The following is an 18,358-nucleotide window of genomic DNA, read 5'->3' as shown; positions in this document are numbered from 1 at the left end:
ATGACCCCGCCCGACTGGCAGTCCGCGATCGAGATCCATCCGACCGGGTGGGTTTGCCCGTCGGAACCGTTCTGGGTCGCCGGCTGGGTGGCGTCTCCTGCTCTCGTTCCCGTGGACGTGCGCGCGTGGCTCGGGCCGATGCCATTTCTCGGTCTCTCCGGCCTGCCGCGTCCGGACAAGGAAATCGCGACCCGCGGACGCGCCGGCCCGCCGCAGGCAGGATTTTCCTTTCTCCTGAAACCAGTCCCCGGTGCGAACAACCTCCGCATCGAGGTGCGTGACCAGCACGGCCGGTGGACGGAAATCTTCCGGCAACCGGTCACCTCCGCCGGAACCCCACTCCCGGCTCCGCCGGCGCCCTCCGGTCCCGAGCCGCTGCTCGATCTGCTGCGCGCGCACCAGACGCGGCCCGGCGAAAGCTGGAGCACCCTCGCCCAGGAAATCCTGACGGCTGCCGTCGCCGAGAATTTCGACGTGATGCCGAGCCCGCCCTTCCAAGGCGCACTGGAGGAGATGGGCCCGCGCACCGCGATCTCCTACGATCATCTGCTTGTCACCGGTTGGATCGCCCACCGCGAACAGCGCATCACCGCGCTCACCGCCTTTCTCGACACCTCCGCGCCGCGGCCGCTGCTGCACGGCCTGTCTCGCCCCGATGTCGGCTCGCTGTTTCCCGGCCTCGTGGACGGCGCGCGGTCCCGCTTCGCCGGCTACCTGCGAATTCCGCCCGCCGCGCCGCGTCCGCTGGCGCTGCGGATCTTTGCCGATCTGGCCGACGGGCGGCGCGAACTCGTCTTCCTGAAACGCTTCCGGCCAGTGCTCGTGAGCGGCGCCGGCACCGACCTGCCGCCTTTCTCGCGCTGGAAATTCGCGCGGGCCTCCTGGGCGCTGAAACAGGCCGGCTGGCCGGCTTCGGACGCCCGTCGCACCCTGCGCGAAGCCTGGACCGCCTGGCGCCACGCCGCACCGGTTGCGGACGCACTCCCGCCGACCACAACCGAGCCCGCCGCCACTGCGTCACGCCCGCTGCGCGTCACGCTCGTGTCGCACAACCTCAACTTCGAGGGCGCGCCGCTCTTCCTGCTCGAATATGCGCGCTACCTTGCGACCTTGCCCGGCTGGCAGGTGCGCGTGGTTTCGCCGAGCGAGGGCCCGCTGCGCGCGGCTTTCGCCGCCCTCGGCGTGGCGGTGACGTTGGCTGACCCCTCGGAATCTTCCGACGCCTCCCCCGAATGGCAGCAAGCCGACGTGATCGTGGCCAATACCCTGGTCGCCACTTGGGCCGTGCATCTCGCGCACCGCATCGGGAAACCGGCCATTCTCTACGTTCACGAGAGCGTCAATGCGCGCCGCTTTTTCGCCCTCCAACTCGACCGGCCCGCGATCGAGCGCGTCGAGCAGGCCTTCGCCCTCGCCAGCCGCGTGGTCTTCATCGCCGATGCCGCCCGCCGCGTGCACGCGGCGCTGGAACGCTCCGCCAACTTCCGCGTCATACCCGGTTGGATCGACATCGCCCGCATCGACGCCTACGCCGCCGCGCACGACCGCGCCGCCCTGCGCCGGGAACTCGGCCTGACCGACGACGCCGTCGTGTTCGCAGCCATCGGTTCACTCATGCCCCGCAAGGGCCAGCATGTTTTCCTCTCCACCGTCGCCCGCCTGCGCTCGCTAGCCCCGGCCGGCGCCCCGCTCGTGTTCCTCCTCGTCGGCGGCCAGGCGCCCATCGATCCCTATGCCGACCTGCTGCGCGCCCAGGCCGCCGGTCTGCCCGGCGCGGACATCCGCTTCATCGGACACTCGGCGGATCCCTACCGCTTCTTCCTCACGGCCGATGTCTTCGTGTGCGCCAGCCTTGAGGAGGCCCTGCCGCGCGTCGTGATGGAAGCCGCGGCGTTTGGCCGGCTCATCGTGACCACCCACGTGAACGGCATCCCGGAACTGCTCGGGCCGGAAGACGCGTGGTTTGCCCCGCCCGACGACGCCGGCCGGCTCGCCGACGCCATGCTCGCCGCCCTCGCCGCGCAGCAGCGCGGCGACTTCTCCCGTGGCCAGCGCGCACGCGCCGCTGTCGCACCGCACTTTGACAGCGCTGGCCTCCTGCCCCGGCACGCCGATCTGATTCGCACCGTGGCGGCGGTTCCGTCCTCCTAAGCCACCGATGAGCGAGACCACCCACGCTTACTCCCATCTCGAATCCCCCGCCCCGGGCGCCCGCCTGCCGCAGGGGCGGCACACGCTGCGCGGTTGGGTCTGGCCGAAAACCGGCGGTGTGTTTTGTGACGTCCGCGCACGCATCGGCGCCCGCTTGTTCGCCGGCGTGCACGGTTTGCCGCGGCAGGATCTAGCGACGCATTTCAACACCGGCCGCCCCGTCGCCCTCGCCGAGTTCTACGTGAACGTGTGGCTCGAACCGGGCCCGGTCGAGATTGTCCTAGAAGCCCTCGAGATTGACGGACGCTGGCGCGCTTTCCAGTCGGTCATCTACACCGTGGGTCCGGCCCAGCCTCCGGTGGATTTCGCCGTGCCCGCCGGTCCGTTGCGGTGGATCGATCACGGCCACGGGCTCCGCCGGCTGCTGCACGCAGCCGCCCGGCAGCCGGAGCAACCCTTGCCCGCGCTCGCGCGGCAGCTCGCCGGCGAAATTTCGTGGCCGCGCGTGCTGCGCGACGCGCCCGCGCCGCTGCTGGGTTTTGTGGACGAACCCGCGTCCGCCTGCTGCTGCCGCTTCGGTCGCATCCCGGCTTTCGGTCATCTCTTCCATCCGCAGATCCCCACCCGTCGCATCCTCGCCACGGTGGATCTCCAGTCGTGGCAGCCGCTCGAGATTCATCGTCCCTCACCCGGGCCCGCGGCCCACTACGCCCAGTTCCCCAACGCCCAGGCCTGTGGCTTCACCGGTCTCGTGGACGTGCCGGCGCAGCTGCCGAATCCGGTCAGTCTCCGCCTCTACGCCGAGTTGGAGGACGGCAGTCTGCACCTCGGACCGGTGGTGCGCACCCGCCTGCACACGCAGGAAGACGAGAAACCCCTCCCGACGACCCGGGCGTTTTCCTTCGACGAGGCGCTTGCGGCGTGGGACGCAGCCTTGGCAGAACTCGGACTGCCCGTGACCCGTGATGCAGAATTGGAGCGCTATCTCTCCACGCTGCGCGTCGAGCACGAGTCCACCTCCCGCCCGCGTCCCGCCGCCACCGCGCGCCTGCAGGAATCACCGCCGCGCCCGACCCAGCCGATCCCGCAGCGCGTGCTTCTCGCCACCCACGGCCTGAGCCTGCAGGGCGCCCCGCGGTTCCTGCTCGAACTCGGCCGGGCCCTCGCCGCCGCGGGCGCGAGCCTCGATGTCGTCAGCGCCGAGGACGGCCCGCTGCGGGCGGAGTTCGAACAGCTCGGCGCGCGCGTGCAGGTTCTCGACTGCGCCGCGGTCATGAGCGCCGACACCGCCGAAGCCGGCGCAACCGCCGTGGCCGCCCTCGCCCGCGCCGGCGGCTGGGCTTCCGCCGACCTCGTGATCGCGAACAGCTTCACGACCTTCTGGGCGGTGCATGCGGCCAAGGCCGCGCAGCGTCCCGTGCTCTTCTACGTTCACGAGAGCACCACGCCGGCAGTCTTCTACGGGACGCGGGTTCCTCCCGCGGTCGTCACGCTCGCCGAGCAGGCCTTCGCCCTCGCCGACGCCGTGTCCTTCACCACCGCCTCGACCCGCCGCTGCCACCTCGCCTACGGGCGGCCCGAGCGGCACCATTTCACTCCCGGCTGGGTGGACATCGCCGGACTCGACCACTGGATCGCAGCCCAGAACCGCGACGCCCTGCGTCAGGCGCTCGGCGTGCAGCCGGGCGAACAGCTCGTCTGCAACATCGGCACCGTCTCCGACCGCAAAGGCCAGCACACCTTCGCGCGCGCCGTTGACCTGCTCTGGCGCCGTCACCCTGAGCTCGCGAGCCGCACGCGCTTCATACTGCTCGGTGGACGCGACACGCCCTTCGACACGATGTTGGGCGATGCGCTCGCCAACCTCGGCCGCGCCAATCTCGTCGTGCATGAGGAGACCACCGACTACCTGCGCTACTACCTCGCGGCGGATCTGTTCGTCTGCTCCAGCTACGAGGAATCGTCCCCGCGCGTCGTGTTCGAGGCGATGGCCTGCCGCACGCCGATCCTTGCCTCCGCGGTGCATGGGATTCCCGAGCTTGTGCGCGACGGTCTGGAAGCCGTGTTGCTGCCGCCCGGTGACACCGTCGCATGGAGCCATGGCCTCGCTCGTTTGCTTGCGACTCCCGCCCTCGGCCGCGAACTGGCCGCCCGGGCCCGCGCCCGGGCGGAAAACCTTTTCGCCGTTCCGGCAGTCATGCCGCGCCATCTCGCGCTCGCCGCCCTGGTGGCCGCCGGACCTCGGACAGCCTGAATTTATTTCACCTCGATCCTCGCCCAATAAAGCCAGTCAAAGGCCGAGCCCTGGCGCGGGCGCGCGGAGAAACGCAGTATCTCACCGGGCACCGGCTCATGGGGGATCACTAGTTTCAACTTTCCGCGGTCCCCGGGTTGATTGGCCGGATCCAGCTCACGCCGGAAAATCTCCCGTTCGGCACCACCCATGATGGCCGTGATCGTGAGCTCGACCCCGTCGGTCTTGGCGCCCTCACGGGTGTAGGCCTCCTCCACCAGTCCAGCGTCCCACTCAATGTGGGTGGCGCCGCGGGGCGGCTTGATCCAGAGATCGCACGCCGGGTGCGCAAAGATCGCCTTCTCCTTCTCTGGCTCCGGCCAGACATAGCCCAACCCCTGCTCGAAATACGCCCGCAGCGGCGCGGGAGAAATCTTCGGATAATCCGACATCGCATAGGCTGCCAGCACCGCCTGGGGCTTCTGCGGACCAGGAGTGACCGGCGGCAGCGGTGGGTTGATGATGTCGCCGTAATTGTTCACCTTGCGGAGGCTTTCCTTAAAACGGTCGCGGTAGCGCAGACTGCAATAGATCTCCGCCAAGGGATGGATGGCCGTCGGCTCGCGCTCGAGATTGAAGGCGGCCGCCGCCCGGGCTGCGATGGCCTTGTTGCCGCGCTGCGCCCCCACGAGCACCAGGGCCGCGACATCCTCGTCCATGAGCTCACCGAACGCCCGGTCCAGGTAGGCGGCATCATTCTCCAAGCCAGCCCGGATCATGAGCGCCTTGCGCTGCGCGTAGTAGGGAATGATCGCGGACCAATCGGCGCCGGAAATGATGATCACCGTGTCCTGCGGCAGGTAGTCCCGGATCGCCAGCGTGTAGGAAAAACCGCCGTCCGTCGGCGCGACCTGTTGGGGATAATAGCTGCGGAAGTAGGTGTGCAGGTTCGCCGCCACCGGCACGATCAGCAGCGGCCAGCACACCCACCGTGGCAGGCGGGAATCCAGCGCACCGAGGAACATCCAGCCGAACGCGGCGCACAGAAACAGCGCGCACGAGTAGAAATAGTAGTCCTGATAGGCGTAGGCCCACGGGAAGAGAAATTGCGAAACAAAGAACACCCCCGCCAGGCCGAGGGCCGGCCATCGCACCCGCGGCAGTGCCACCAGGCCCGCCACCAGGAGCGTCAGCAGCAACCACGGCGCCATGATACCCTCGGCCCAGCGGTTCGACAAAATGCCCCAGGTTTTCGGCGCCAGTCCGGCCGCAAGGTCGCTGAAACCCCAGTTGCCCTGCACCAGGTTTTTCGAGGTGAAGATCCAGGCCGAGGCATGCGCCTCCTTGATCGGGTCCGTCACCGTGATCCACCAGCGCAAGGTTCCGAGCGGCACCAACACCCCGGCCAGCCCCCAGAACACCGTATCCGCCGACCGCCCCCACTGCCGCGTGCGCAGGTCGCTCCACAGGAGCCAGGCCCCGTAGGCCGCCCCGGGGATCAGCCAGACCGCATAGACCGCGCTCTTCACCAGCGCCGCCAGCGTGCCGGCGAAAGTGGCAAACAGAAACCAGGTCCAGCGCCGCCGCTCCATCATCCGCACGAACGCATACAGCCACCACGCGCTGCCCATCAGGGCCATCGCATCGATCAGAAAGGCCCGCGAATAAAAGATATAGAGCGGACACGGCAGGATCAGGCCGACCACGAACAGCCGGCGGGTCCGCGAAACCAGTCCCATCCGCCCCAGCAGAAGGAACGCCGCGGGCAACGTGAGATAGAAACAGCCGAGCGATATCGCCCGCGCGGCCACATGATGGGGCAGATCCAGCAACCGGCTCAGGCCGACGACCGACCACTGGTAAATCGGCACCTCCAGGAGGACCGAAACCCAAGGTTTTCCGACGATCGGCGCCTCATACAGCAGCGAAAAATCATTCTGCCGGTCGATGAAGTGGGTGATCAACCCGGTCTGCGTCTGCCGGAACTCATGTCCCGCCAGAAAACCCGAACTCCAGCTGCGGGTGACCAACCAGAAATGCCCCAGCAGCAGGACGCAGAAGATCCCGACCAGGATCTGGCCTTCGCGGCGGGCTGGAGGTTGCTCTGGCATCAAGGTCTGAAAACTAGGGACTCAACGGAGCGGCAACGATTTTTTGGAGAGGGTCGACGACCGCGGAGCCAGATTCGCCTCATGACCGGTGAACGCATACAACCCGCCATCCGGTCACACCGAACATCCGGCGCATTTCCTGAGTTGTGCCGGCCCGGATAGTTTCGCACCGTCCCGCCTCATTTTCATGCACGAGACCCCCTCCGCATTCCTGCACTTCGACCCGCCGCTCCCCGGCCTGGTCGGCGGCACGATCCTGCAGGGCTGGCTGGTGGGAAAACCGGGCCACGACTACACGGATGTGCGCACGGTGTGCGGCAACGCGGTCTTTCCCGGCGTCCATGGCAACCCGCGGCGCGACCTCGCGGAATTCTTCAAGGCGCCCCAGCCCTTCCTGCTCGCCGGCTTCTCCATCACCATGACGCTGCCGGAAGGCCGGCACCGCCTGCGCTTCGAGGCGCTGGCGATCACCGGCCGCTGGGAGGAACTCGGAGCGCTCGACTGGAACGTGAACGCTGCCGAGGCCCGGCCCGACCCCGAGGGACTCACGCCGCTCAACGCCGACGCCTTTGGCGAAGCCCTGCGCGTGGCTCTGCGCCGGCTGGCTCAGCCTTCAGCCACCATCGAGGAAACCGTCCGCGATGTGATTGCGGAAACCCCGCTCCGCCACCACCTCCAGCACCCGCCCCGCCCCTTCCACGGGCATCTCGACCAACCGCGCACCTGGGAGCGTTCACTCTTCGGGCGTCTGCCCATTTCCGGTTGGATTTACCACGAGTCCCAACCGATCAAGCGCGTGCTCGCCACGGTGGACCTGCAGGCCGTGCAGGTGCTGAAGCTCGGCCGCGCCACCGAGTTTCTGAAGGAGCGCTCAGGGAATTCCCCGCTGGCCACGCACTGCGGCTACGACGGCTTTCTTGACCTTCCCTCCCAGCTGCCGCTGCCGGTCACCGTCCGCATCTACGCCGAGCTCGCCGACGGCAGCTGGCACCTCGGCTCCGTGGCGCGCTTCACGCAAACCGACCACGAGTTCCTCAAGCAGGCTTACGGACGCTTCTCCCCGTTCACCTTCTGGCGCACCTGGCGCGCCCTCTCCCGCAAGGCGACATCCGCCGGTTGGCATCTGCCCGAGGGACGCGGTGCAGTGGTCCGGCAGGTCTGGCAGGAATATGGTGAGCAGGCCCCCCGCGGCCACGGACCAGCCCCGCGTCGTCCGGTTACGGGCGTGCCGCGCCCGGGAATTCATTTGTTCACGCACAACCTCAACCGCGAGGGTGCTCCGCTTTTCCTCTTGGAATACGCCCGCCAGTTGCGCCAGCAGTCCGCCGGCCCGATCACGGTCACCAGCGGAGCCGAGGGCCGTTTGCGCCAGGATTTCGAGCAACTCGGCGCAAAGGTGCAGGTGGTTGACGCGACCCCGCTGCTCCGCGGCCGGACCGCCGGCCAGGTTCGGGCCCAGATCGGTGAACTCGCGCGCCAGGTGGATCTGACCGGCGCGGGCCTCGTGGTCGCGAACACGCTCTCCGCCTGGTGGGGCGTGCATCTGGCCCGGGCCGCCAGCGTACCGTCCTTGTTCTACATCCACGAAAGCACCTCGCCCAACGGATTTTTCCGCGGACTGCTGCCGGCCCCGGCTCTCGCCGAAGTGGAGGAAACCTTTCGCCTGGCCGATCGGGTCTCCTTCCTCACCGCGACTACCCGGCACTACTACCAGGCGTTGTCCGACGGGTCCAACTACCGGCTCAATCCGGGTTGGATCGAACGTGAAGCAATCGAGGCCTTTCGCCGCCAGCATCCGCGCGGGATGCTTCGCGCGGAACTGGGCGTCGCGCCCGAGCGCCGCCTCGTGATCAACGTTGGCAGCGTGTGCGAGCGCAAGGGCCAGCATGTCTTCGCCCGCGCCGTGGACCTGCTCTGGCGCCGGGCGCCGGCGCTGGCGGCTTCCGCCGACTTCCTCATGGTCGGGGGACGCAACACAACCTACGACGAGGACCTCGCGCACTTTCTCGCCGGGCTCGGCAGGCCCAATCTGCGGATCGTGCCCGAAAACGCGGGCGTTTACCGGTATTACGGTGCGGCCGACCTATTCGTTTGCTCCAGCTACGAGGAATCGTTCCCGCGCGTAGTGCTCGAAGCGATGGCCTTTGCGCTGCCGATCCTCAGCACCAACGTGCACGGCATACCCGAAATGGCGCGACCGGACCGCGAAGCCCTCCTGGTCCCGCCCGGTGACACCGCCGCGCTCGCGGAGGGATTGCATCGCTTGCTCGCCGCTCCCGAGCCCGGACGCTCCCTTGCGGCCTCCGCCTTGGCCCGGGTGGGAGAGTTTGACCTTGCCCGCGTGCTGCCCCGCCACCTCGCCCTCGCCCGCGAACTGGCCCCGATCTGAGCGGCCGCTCCACTCCCGGACCGCAGCGGGCTGCCCTGGGCCCGCTCCTCAGGCCTTCTGCAGCAAGAGCCCCTCGTAAACGCCAAATTGGGCCGGCACGTAATCCACGCAGGATACCCGACGCCTGATCTCCGTGGCGTGTCTTTCCGGAAAGTCGGTTTCCCCCTCCCAAAAATTCCGATCATCCCAGTTGTCGAGATACACATGGCCGCCGCTCCTCACCTTGCGGAAGCCGTTTGCCAGACAACGCCCACGCGGGCCTCCATCAATGAACAACAGGTCGAGACTGCCATCCTCCACGCCGGCAAAATCGGCCATCCGGTCGGCCTGCCATTCATGGCGCAAATCGACGTTTCCGATCCTTTCCTGACGGATGATCGCGGCGAGACGGTCATGCCACTCCCTCGAAGCCTCGATGCTGACCACGCAGCTGGCGCGGGCCGAAAGCCAAAGCGTCGAATAGCCGGCCCCGACCTCCCACACCACGGCATCCCGGGTCAGAATCGCCGCCAGTTCCTTCTGGGCCGCAAACGGTATCCAAGGCTGTCGCGGGATGCGTCCGAAGGCCTTTCGGATCACGGCCTGCCCGATCGCGCGCACCCCGTTGGGCAGCTGTCGCCAGCCGACAAATGTCCCCGTGGAGGTATGGAACCGTGCCATATGACCGGAGAGGTTCACGACGGTGCACCGCCCAGCTCAAACCTGTTTTTGCAACCCGCCTCATCGTTGTGTGGCTGACGTTGCGCGTCGGGCTGCTGTCGTTACCCGGGAGCTTGGGCGGCCGATGTGCGGCACCTCAGCAAATGCGCGGCCAACAGGCTTTCGACCAGTGAACACGGCCGCGAGGCGGCGAGCTCGGCCCTGTTACCCGCGGCTTATCCGCCCGCAAATACCGGCCGGAAGCCGGCGGCACTCAGGATCTGCGCGATCTTCTCGCGCTGGTCGCCCTGGATCTCAATGTCGCCGTCCTTCACCGTGCCGCCGCAGCCGCAGGCATTGCGCATTTTTTTCGCAAGCGATTCTTTCTCCGGCAGACCGATGCCCACGAAGCCGGTGACCAGCGTCACGGTCTTGCCGCCGCGCCCGGCGGTTGTGCGTTTGATGTCCACCCGGCCGCGGTTCTTGGCAGGCGGAGGTGTAATTGGGGTCGGTGATCCCGGTTTACCGGGTGCACCACGCCCGGCCGGGGCCTGTGGCAAACCCGCTGCACTCAGGGATGCGAACGGATTGGCACCGAGCGATTGGCCGCCGTCGGTGGGAATTTTATCGGGCGGGGTCATGCGTGCCCTCCTCCGCATCCGCCCGGCGGAGAGGAAGGCCGCGCGCCGAGTTCGTCGGCCGCGCCCAGCCAGGCCAGCGCCTTGGCGTAACTGCGACCTTCCAGAAAGTGCCGGAGCTGCGGGTGCAGTTCCTGCCGATGCGTGCTCAGCAGGGCCTCGACCTCGTTCAACGCGCTGGAGAGCGCCACCCCATCAGAACTCTTTATCGCGCCATTGAAACGGATAAGCGCGGCTTTGATTTTGGTTTCGGCCATGGCGTTATGACTTTATTAAGTTATCTAAACCAATGGTTTAAATCGCTGCCAATCCAATCGGCGCGGCGGGAAGCGCCCGGGAATCCACTTGTCTCGTTTTCGGCGTGATGCATTGATGCACCTCCCCCGTTTACTAACCGCCTCCGCGGTAGCAAGCGGGGACACCTCTTTTTCCTTCCATGAATTCCGTCACCGTTTCCCCCAGCGCCAATGCTGCCCTCATCGAGGAGTATCATCAGCGCTGGCTCGACAATCCCGACTCGGTCGATCCGACCTGGCGCGCGTTCTTCCAGGGCTTCACGCTCGGTGGCGGCCAACTCGCTCCTTCGGCCGCGCCGGCCGCCGGGAGTGTAGCCATTGTGGACAGCCTGAAACAGGCCAGCGTCCACTACCTCATCAACGCCTACCGCGCCATCGGCCACACCCAGGCTCACCTCGACCCGCTCAGCGGCACCCCTGCCCCGCAACCGCGCCTCCAGCTGGATCAGTTCAACCTCTCCGCGGCCGATCTCGACACCTCCTTTGACACCGGCACCTACCTCGGCGGCGGCCAGATGAAGCTCCGCGACATCGTCGCCACCCTCGAGAAAACCTACTGCGGCCACGTCGGCGTTGAATACGCCCATATCCAGGACACCGAGGCCCGCCGCTGGCTCCAGGAACGCATCGAGTCCACTCGCCTCCAGCCGAAGTTCACCAAGCCGCAGAAAGTCCGCATCCTCCGCCGCGTCCACAAGGCCGAGCTCTTCGAAAAATTTCTCCATACGAAATACGTCGGCCAGAAGCGCTTCTCCCTGGAGGGTGGCGAGACCATCATTGCCGCGCTCGACGCCGTGATCGACCACTGTCCCGGCGCCGGCGTCGAGGAGATCGTCATGGGCATGGCCCACCGCGGCCGCCTCAACGTCCTGTGCAGCGTGATGCGCAAGTCCTTCGACCAGCTCTTCGAGCAGTTCTCCGAGAATTACATCCCCGACACCGTGGCCGGCGACGGAGACGTGAAGTATCACCTCGGCTACGAGTCCATTCTCACCACCACCTCGGGCAAGAAGGTCGAGGTCCGCCTCGCCGCCAATCCGTCGCACCTCGAGATCGTCAACCCCGTGGTCGAGGGCAAGGCCCGCGCCCGCCAGCGCATCCGCGGCGACGCCAAGGAACGCCGCAAGGTCATGCCGCTGCTCATCCACGGCGACGCCGCCGTGGCCGGCCAGGGCATCGTGGCCGAGACACTCAATTTCTCGCAACTCCCCGGCTACCGCACGGGCGGCACCGTGCACTTCGTCATCAACAACCAGATCGGCTTCACCACCGATCCGCGCGACTCGCGCTCGACCCGCTATTGCACCGACATCGCCAAGCTCGTCGAGGCGCCGATCTTCCACGTCAACGGCGACGACCCCGAGGCCGTCTGCATGATCGCGCAGCTCGCCGTGGATTTCCGCGTGCAGTTCAAGCGCGACGTGTTCGTGGACATGTATTGCTACCGCAAGCACGGCCACAACGAGACCGACGAGCCGTCGTTCACCCAGCCGATGCTCTACCGCAAGATCGCGGCCCACAAGCAGGTGTCCGCACTCTACACGCGCCAGCTCGTCGAAGCCGGCACCATCTCCGAGGCCGAGGGCGAGGAGATCAAGGCCGAGTATTCCGCCGCGCTCGACGAGAACCTGGCCAAGGCCAAGACCCGCGAGGCCGCCAAGGCCGAGAAGCGAAAGGCCGCCGCTGCGACCATCGAGAACCCCGGCGCCGCCGCCTTCAAGGGTTCCAACGCGGTCTTCCAGCCGGCCTTCAAGCACACGCCGGTGAACACCGCTGTCGACGCCGCCACGCTCGACCAGGTCGTGCGCGCGCTCACCACCGTGCCGGAGAACTTCAAGGTCCACTCCAAGATCAAGCGCTTCACCGAGGCCCGCGCCGAGGCCCACAAGCACGGCGGTCCCTACGACTGGGGCATGGGCGAGGCCCTCGCCTTCGGCACGCTCCTGCTCGACGGCACGCCCGTCCGCCTCAGCGGCCAGGACTGCGAGCGCGGCACCTTCACCCACCGCCACGCGGTGTTCAACGACACCGAGACCGGTGAGAAATACACGCCGTTGAACGCCATCGCGCCGGACAAGCAGGGCAAGCTCTGCGTCTATAACTCCCTTCTCTCCGAGGCCGCCGTGCTCGGCTTCGACTACGGCTACTCGCTCGATTACCCGGAGATGCTCTGCATCTGGGAGGCCCAGTTCGGCGACTTCGCCAACGGCGCGCAGGTCGTCATCGACCAGTTCATCACCAGCGGCGAGTCGAAGTGGCAGCGTTGCAGCGGCATCACGCTCCTCCTCCCGCATGGCTACGAGGGGCAGGGCCCCGAGCACTCCTCCGCCCGCCTCGAGCGCTTCCTCCAGCTCTGCGCCGAGAACAACATCCAGGTGGTCAATCTCACCACGCCCGCCCAGCTCTTCCACGGCCTGCGCCGCCAGATGAAGCGCGACTTCAAGAAGCCGCTCGTCGTGATGTCGCCCAAATCCCTCCTTCGCCACCCGGGCGCTGTTTCCAAATTGGAGGATTTCACCACCGGCTCGTTCCAGGAGATCATCGACGATCCCATCGAGTCGGAGAAGTGCGACCGCGTGATCCTTTGCTCGGGCAAGGTCTATTACGACCTCATCGACTACCGGGAGAAGAACAAGGTGGCCAACACCGCCATCATCCGCGTCGAGCAGCTCTACCCGCTGCACCGCGACCGCCTCGCCGAGCTCGCCGACGCCTACGGCCGCGACGCCCGCCTCGTCTGGTGCCAGGAGGAGCCGCAGAACATGGGCGCGTGGTCCTTCATCGCTCCGCAGCTCGAGGAAATCTTCGGCCGCAAGCCCGCCTACGCCGGCCGCGATGCCGCCTCCTCGCCTGCCGTCGGCCTCCTCGCCTTGCACCGCATGCAGCTCGCCACCTTCCTCCGCAACGCCTTCACGCTCTGATCTGGCACCTCCCCAGATCCAAGAACCCAGACCCTAGACCCAACTCTCATGGCCATTGACGTCAAAATCCCCCCGATGGGCGAATCCATCACCTCCGGCGTGCTCGCCAAGTGGCACGTCGCTGATGGCACCATCGTCAAGAAAGACCAGCCTCTCTTCGAACTGGAGACCGACAAGATCACCTCCGAGGGCACCGCCGAAGCTGACGGCAAGCTCACCATCAAGGTCGCCGCCGGCACCGACGTGAAGATCGGCGAAGTCGTCGCCACCATTGACGAAACGGCGACGGCTGGCGCGTCAGTGCCCGCGGCCTCCAGCCAAAAATTGGAAGTCGAAAATCAAAAATCTGGCGACGTTGTCGCCTCCCCCGCCGTCCGCCGCCTCGCCGCGGAAACGGGGATTGATCCCGCGACGGTCACCGGCACCGGCAAGGCCGGACGCGTCACCAAGGGCGACATGCTCGCCGCCTCGGTCAGCAAACCGCCCTTCGCCGCACCGGCACCCGCTGCCACCGCTCCAGTGGCGGCACCCTCCGTAGCTTCAGCTAAGGAGAGGCAGACGCGCACCAAGATGAGCAAGCTGCGCCAGACCATCGCCAAGCGCCTGGTCTCCGCCCAGCACGAGGCCGCCATGCTCACCACGTTCAACGAGGTGGACATGTCCGCCGTGATGGAGCTGCGCAAAAAATACCAGGACGACTTCGTCAAGAAGCACGGCGTGAAGCTCGGCTTCATGAGCTTCTTCACCAAGGCCGTCGTTCACGCCCTCCGCGAGGTGCCCGGCGTCAACGCCACCATCGACGGCGACACCGTCGTCCAAAATCACTATTACGACATCAGCATGGCCGTCTCGACGGACAAGGGCCTCATGGTCCCCGTCATCCGCGGGTGCGATACGCTCGACATGGCCGGTATCGAAAAGGCCATCGCCGAGACCGCCAAGAAGGCCCGCGAGGGCAAGATCGGCCTCGACGACCTCAGCGGCGGTGTCTTCACCATCACCAACGGCGGGATCTTTGGCTCGATGCTCTCCACGCCGATCCTCAACGCCCCGCAGAGCGCCATCCTCGGGCTCCACGCCATCAACGAGCGCCCGATCGCGCTCAACGGCCAGGTTGTCATCCGTCCGATGATGTATCTCGCCCTCAGCTACGACCACCGCCTCGTGGACGGCAAGGAAGCCGTCACCTTCCTCGTGAAGGTGAAGCAGGCCATCGAGGACCCCGCCCGCCTCCTGATCGGAGCCTAAGCCATCCAACCTTTCACAGGAGATAACGGAGGTAGCAGAGAATCCCTCGCTCCGTTCTCTCCGTTTCCTCCTGTAAAATGTCCTCTGAAAATTTCGACCTGATCGTCATCGGCGCCGGCCCCGGCGGCTATGTCTGCGCGTTCCGTGCCGCGCAACTCGGCCTCAAGGTCGCGCTCGTCGAGAAACGCCCCACCCTCGGTGGCACCTGCCTCAACGTCGGCTGCATTCCCAGCAAGGCCCTGCTCCATTCCTCCGAGCAGTTCGTCTTCGCCAAGCACCACGCCGCCGCCCACGGCATCAAGCTCGCCGGCGTCGAGGTGGACCTCGCGACCATGCTGAAGAAGAAGGACGACGTCGTGACCAAGCTCACCGGCGGCGTCGCCCAGCTCGCCAAGGCCCGCAAGATCACCGTAGTCACCGGCGCCGCGTCCTTCGTCAACGCCACCACGGTGGCGGTCGGCGACCGCTCGCTGACCGCCAAAAACATTGTCATCGCCACCGGCTCCGCCCCGGTCGAGCTGCCCTTCCTCAAGTTCGACGGCCAGACCGTCATCTCCAGCGACCACGCCATCGCGTTGCCCGCCGTGCCCAAGAAGCTCGTCGTGGTCGGCGGCGGCGTCATCGGTCTCGAGCTCGGTTCCGTCTGGGCCCGCCTCGGCGCCGAGGTCACCGTCGTTGAGTTCCTGCCGAAGATCGCCGCGACCTATGACGACGACATCGTCCGCAATTTCACGCGCCTGCTCCAGAAACAAGGCCTCAAGATCGAGGTGAACGCCAAGGTGACGGGCTACACTCACGGCATCCTCACGGCCGAGCGCGAGGGCCAGAAACTCGAATTCCCCGCCGACGTCGTACTCGTGGCCGTCGGCCGCCGCCCCTTCACCGACGGCCTCGGTTTGGAGAAGGCTGGCGTCCAGCTCACCGACAAGAAGCGCATCAAGGTGGACGCGCACCTCAAGACCACCGCCCCCGGCGTCTGGGCCATCGGCGACGTCATTGACGGCCCGATGCTCGCCCACAAGGCCGAGGAGGACGGCGTCGCCGTCGCCGAGTGGATCGCGGGCAAGCCCGGCCACATCAACTGGGACCTCATGCCCGGCATCGTCTATACCGACCCGGAGGTCGCCTCTGTCGGCCTCGGCGAGGACGAGGCGAAGAAGCGCGGCCTCGCGATCAACGTCGGCAAGTTCAACTTTGCCGCCAACGGCCGCGCCATCGCCGCCGACGCCACCGACGGCTACGTGAAGATCATCGCCGACGCGAAGACCGACAAGATCCTCGGTGCCCAGATCATCGGCCGCGGCGCCGGCGAACTCATCAGCGAGATCGTGACTCACATGGAATACGGCGGCAGCGCCGAAGACCTCGGTCGCACGATCCACGCCCACCCCACCATGAGCGAAGCCGTGAAAGAAGCCGGCCTGGCCGTGAGCAAGTCGGCAATACACAGCCTGTGATCGCGGCCCATACAGCCTGACCTCCCTTGACCGCGCCGGCCTTGGCGCGGTCTTTTTCTTTTCATGTCCGCTTCCGCCCATCGCCGTGCCCTCGCCCTGATGCTGCTTTCCGCCGCGTCTTTCACGGCCAACGTGCTGCTGGTGCGCGCGCTCGACAACCTGCACTTTGCGAACATCTGGCTCGTGTCCTGCGCACGCTTCCTCGTCGGCCTGGGGGTCGTCGCCGTGGTCTATCGCCGCGAATGGCAGCCGCTGCACCTCGTGCGCAATCCCCGGCTGATTGAGCGCGGCCTGCTCGGCGGGATTGGCGTTTACCTGACCTATCTCTGCGTGGTGAAACTCGGCGCGGGTCGCGCCACCTTCATCAACAACACCTACGTCATCTGGGGCGCGCTGCTCGCCGCGTGGGTGCTGCGGGAAAAACTGCGACCCTCCCTGCTCGTGGGCGGCGTGGGCGCACTCACGGGGCTGGCGCTGCTCACCAACGTGCTCGGCGGTGGCAACGCACCCGGACCCTACGACGGACTTGCGGTGCTCTCGGCCCTCGTGTCCGCGTGGGTGGTGGTCACGATCCGCCAACTGCATGCCAGTGAGCATTCCTCCACGATCTTCGCCGCGCAGTGCTTCTACGGCCTGCTGATCTGCGGCATCCCGGCGCTGCTGCAGCTGCAACCCATCAGCGGACTCGGCCTCGCCGTGACGGCCATCGCCAGCGTCACCGCCGCTGTCGGCCAGCTGGCCATGACGCGTGCCTTCCGCGACCTCAGCGTGGCCGAGGGTTCGCTGCTCCAGATGCTCGTGCCCGTGGGCATCGCGGTCGGCGGAGTGGTGTTCTTCCACGAGCGGTTCACCACGCACGAACTCATCGGCGCCGCCCTGATCCTCGGCGGCACGACCTTCATCGCCCTCCGCCAGCCCATCCGCGCGAACGCCGAGGCGGAATGAGTTATTTCTGCAGGGGCGTGCCTTGTGCGCGCCCTTGCCTCAATCCGGGCGCGGTCAAGCCACGCGCCTACTACACGGCTCATTTTTCGTGTCTTTCGTGTGTTTCGTGGTCTCCTGCTTTCCGTGAAAAAACTCATTCTCTGGGACATCGACGGCACGCTCATCGTCTCGCACGGCGCGGGCATTCGCGCCATGGAGAAGGCGCTGACCAAACGCTTCGGCGTCAAGGTGAGCCTCGACACGATCGACTGGGCCGGCCGCACCGACACCTGGCTCACGGGCGAAATCTTCCGCCATGTCGGCCTGCCCGACACGCCGCAAAACGCCCACGACTACCTCGAGGCCTACCTTGAGCTGCTGCCGCAGGAACTGGCGGCCGGCCCGCAGGGCCACGTGTTGCCGGGCGTGTTCGAACTGCTTGAGCAACTGCACCGTCGTGCCGACGTCGCCCAGGGCCTGCTCACGGGCAACCTGAAGCGTGGCGCGGAGTTCAAGCTCACCCACTACAAGGTCTGGCACTACTTCGAGTTCGGCGCCTTCGCCGACGACAGCCCGCGCCGCAATGACCTAGGCCCGCACGCCCTGCGCCGCGCGAAGGAACGGCATGCCGTGGAATTCGATCCGGCGAACACTTTTATCCTCGGCGACACTCCGCACGACATCGAATGCGGCAAGGTCATCGGCGCGAAAACCATCGGCGTCGCCACCGGCCGCTACCACGTCGAGGAACTGGCCGCGCACCAACCTACAGCGGTGTTCAAAGATTTCAGCGACACCGCGGCGTTTTTGCGGGTGATCGACGCGGGGTGAAATTTTTGGAGGGCTCAGCTCCAGCTGAGCCGCGGCCCGGCCCATCGGGAGATGGGCCCTCCACGGCTACCGCGTCACCGTCTCCACCGCCACCACGTGGCCGTCGCGCAGGATCAAGCGCATCGTCTCCATGTCGGCATCGGGCGTGGAACTCATGCTGATGCCCGTGCTGGTGCTGCGATAGCCACCGCTGCCGATGGCCAGGCCGATGCTCAGGCGCGGACGGTTGCGGTAATAAACCCAGACCTCGCTCTCCTCGTTGGTCTCGTCGCGGCGGGAGAGTTTCCGTCCCGGCTTGCCCAGCGCCATCTCGGCCATCTCCGCCGTGTAGCCCACCTCGACGCGGCCTTCGCGGATGTTGCGGCGCACATCGGACGGATATTCCGAGAAGGCACCGCGGTTGGCGTCGATGCGGCTTTGCGGCGTGGACGTCGCACAACCGGCCGTGAAAGCGGTGACGAGCAGCAGGAGGAAGGCGGATAAGACGCGCATGGCGGGATTTTGGTTTGCCGCGCAAGGC

At 66.7% G+C, this 18,358-nt stretch carries 13 protein-coding genes; 8 read left to right on the top strand and 5 right to left on the bottom strand.

Going from position 1 to position 18,358, the window contains the following annotated elements:
• Nucleotides 1-2,151: a glycosyltransferase family 4 protein gene (locus tag ESB00_RS05965; RefSeq protein WP_129046810.1), complete on the top strand. Its 2,151-nt coding sequence runs from the start codon at nt 1-3 to the stop codon at nt 2,149-2,151.
• A 7-nt stretch (nt 2,152-2,158) separates the two neighbouring features.
• Complete coding sequence (locus ESB00_RS05960) at nt 2,159-4,405, top strand: glycosyltransferase (protein ID WP_129046809.1); 2,247 nt, start codon at nt 2,159-2,161, stop codon at nt 4,403-4,405.
• Between the two features lie 2 nt (nt 4,406-4,407).
• Here ESB00_RS05960 and ESB00_RS05955 read toward each other — a convergent pair whose 3' ends face one another.
• The gene (locus ESB00_RS05955; RefSeq protein WP_129046808.1) at nt 4,408-6,495 is read right to left on the bottom strand and encodes an ArnT family glycosyltransferase; all 2,088 of its coding nucleotides are present in this window, start codon (nt 6,493-6,495) and stop codon (nt 4,408-4,410) included.
• A gap of 187 nt (nt 6,496-6,682) precedes the next feature.
• Here ESB00_RS05955 and ESB00_RS05950 point away from each other — a divergent pair, with 187 nt between their 5' ends.
• Nucleotides 6,683-8,884 carry a glycosyltransferase family 4 protein gene (locus ESB00_RS05950; protein ID WP_129046807.1) on the top strand — a complete coding sequence of 734 codons (2,202 nt, stop codon included), beginning with the start codon at nt 6,683-6,685 and terminating at the stop codon, nt 8,882-8,884.
• Nucleotides 8,885-8,932: 48 nt separating this feature from the next.
• Here ESB00_RS05950 and ESB00_RS05945 read toward each other — a convergent pair whose 3' ends face one another.
• From ESB00_RS05945 to ESB00_RS05935, 3 genes are all read right to left on the bottom strand, one after another.
• Nucleotides 8,933-9,562: a class I SAM-dependent methyltransferase gene (locus ESB00_RS05945; protein WP_129046806.1), complete on the bottom strand. Its 630-nt coding sequence runs from the start codon at nt 9,560-9,562 to the stop codon at nt 8,933-8,935.
• 197 nt (nt 9,563-9,759) lie between these two features.
• Entirely contained in the window at nt 9,760-9,993 is a 234-nt protein-coding gene (locus tag ESB00_RS19950) for a translation initiation factor (RefSeq protein WP_246026413.1), read from the bottom strand.
• Nucleotides 9,994-10,160: 167 nt separating this feature from the next.
• Nucleotides 10,161-10,418 (bottom strand): hypothetical protein, encoded by a 258-nt coding sequence (locus ESB00_RS05935; RefSeq protein ID WP_129046804.1) that lies wholly within the window; start codon nt 10,416-10,418, stop codon nt 10,161-10,163.
• A 179-nt stretch (nt 10,419-10,597) separates the two neighbouring features.
• Between ESB00_RS05935 and ESB00_RS05930 the strand changes: the two genes are divergently transcribed.
• From ESB00_RS05930 to ESB00_RS05910, 5 genes are all read left to right on the top strand, one after another.
• Complete coding sequence (locus ESB00_RS05930; protein ID WP_129046803.1) at nt 10,598-13,378, top strand: 2-oxoglutarate dehydrogenase E1 component; 2,781 nt, start codon at nt 10,598-10,600, stop codon at nt 13,376-13,378.
• 48 nt (nt 13,379-13,426) lie between these two features.
• Nucleotides 13,427-14,626, top strand: a complete 1,200-nt coding sequence (odhB, locus tag ESB00_RS05925; RefSeq protein ID WP_129046802.1) for a 2-oxoglutarate dehydrogenase complex dihydrolipoyllysine-residue succinyltransferase — start codon at nt 13,427-13,429, stop codon at nt 14,624-14,626.
• A 77-nt stretch (nt 14,627-14,703) separates the two neighbouring features.
• Nucleotides 14,704-16,083, top strand: a complete 1,380-nt coding sequence (gene lpdA, locus ESB00_RS05920) for a dihydrolipoyl dehydrogenase (RefSeq protein WP_129046801.1) — start codon at nt 14,704-14,706, stop codon at nt 16,081-16,083.
• Nucleotides 16,084-16,146: 63 nt separating this feature from the next.
• The gene (locus ESB00_RS05915) at nt 16,147-17,028 is read left to right on the top strand and encodes a DMT family transporter (RefSeq protein ID WP_129046800.1); all 882 of its coding nucleotides are present in this window, start codon (nt 16,147-16,149) and stop codon (nt 17,026-17,028) included.
• A gap of 123 nt (nt 17,029-17,151) precedes the next feature.
• Entirely contained in the window at nt 17,152-17,838 is a 687-nt protein-coding gene (locus ESB00_RS05910; protein WP_129046799.1) for an HAD family hydrolase, read from the top strand.
• A gap of 66 nt (nt 17,839-17,904) precedes the next feature.
• Here the strand turns inward: ESB00_RS05910 and ESB00_RS05905 are convergent, their stop codons facing one another.
• Nucleotides 17,905-18,330, bottom strand: a complete 426-nt coding sequence (locus ESB00_RS05905; protein ID WP_129046798.1) for a hypothetical protein — start codon at nt 18,328-18,330, stop codon at nt 17,905-17,907.
• Nucleotides 18,331-18,358: the final 28 nt, after the last annotated feature.

This window comes from Oleiharenicola lentus (assembly GCF_004118375.1).
Classification (GTDB): Bacteria; Verrucomicrobiota; Verrucomicrobiia; order Opitutales; family Opitutaceae; genus Lacunisphaera; species Lacunisphaera lenta.
The sequence above is the reverse complement of the archived record's forward strand: the minus strand, read 5'-3'. Positions and strand labels throughout refer to the sequence as shown.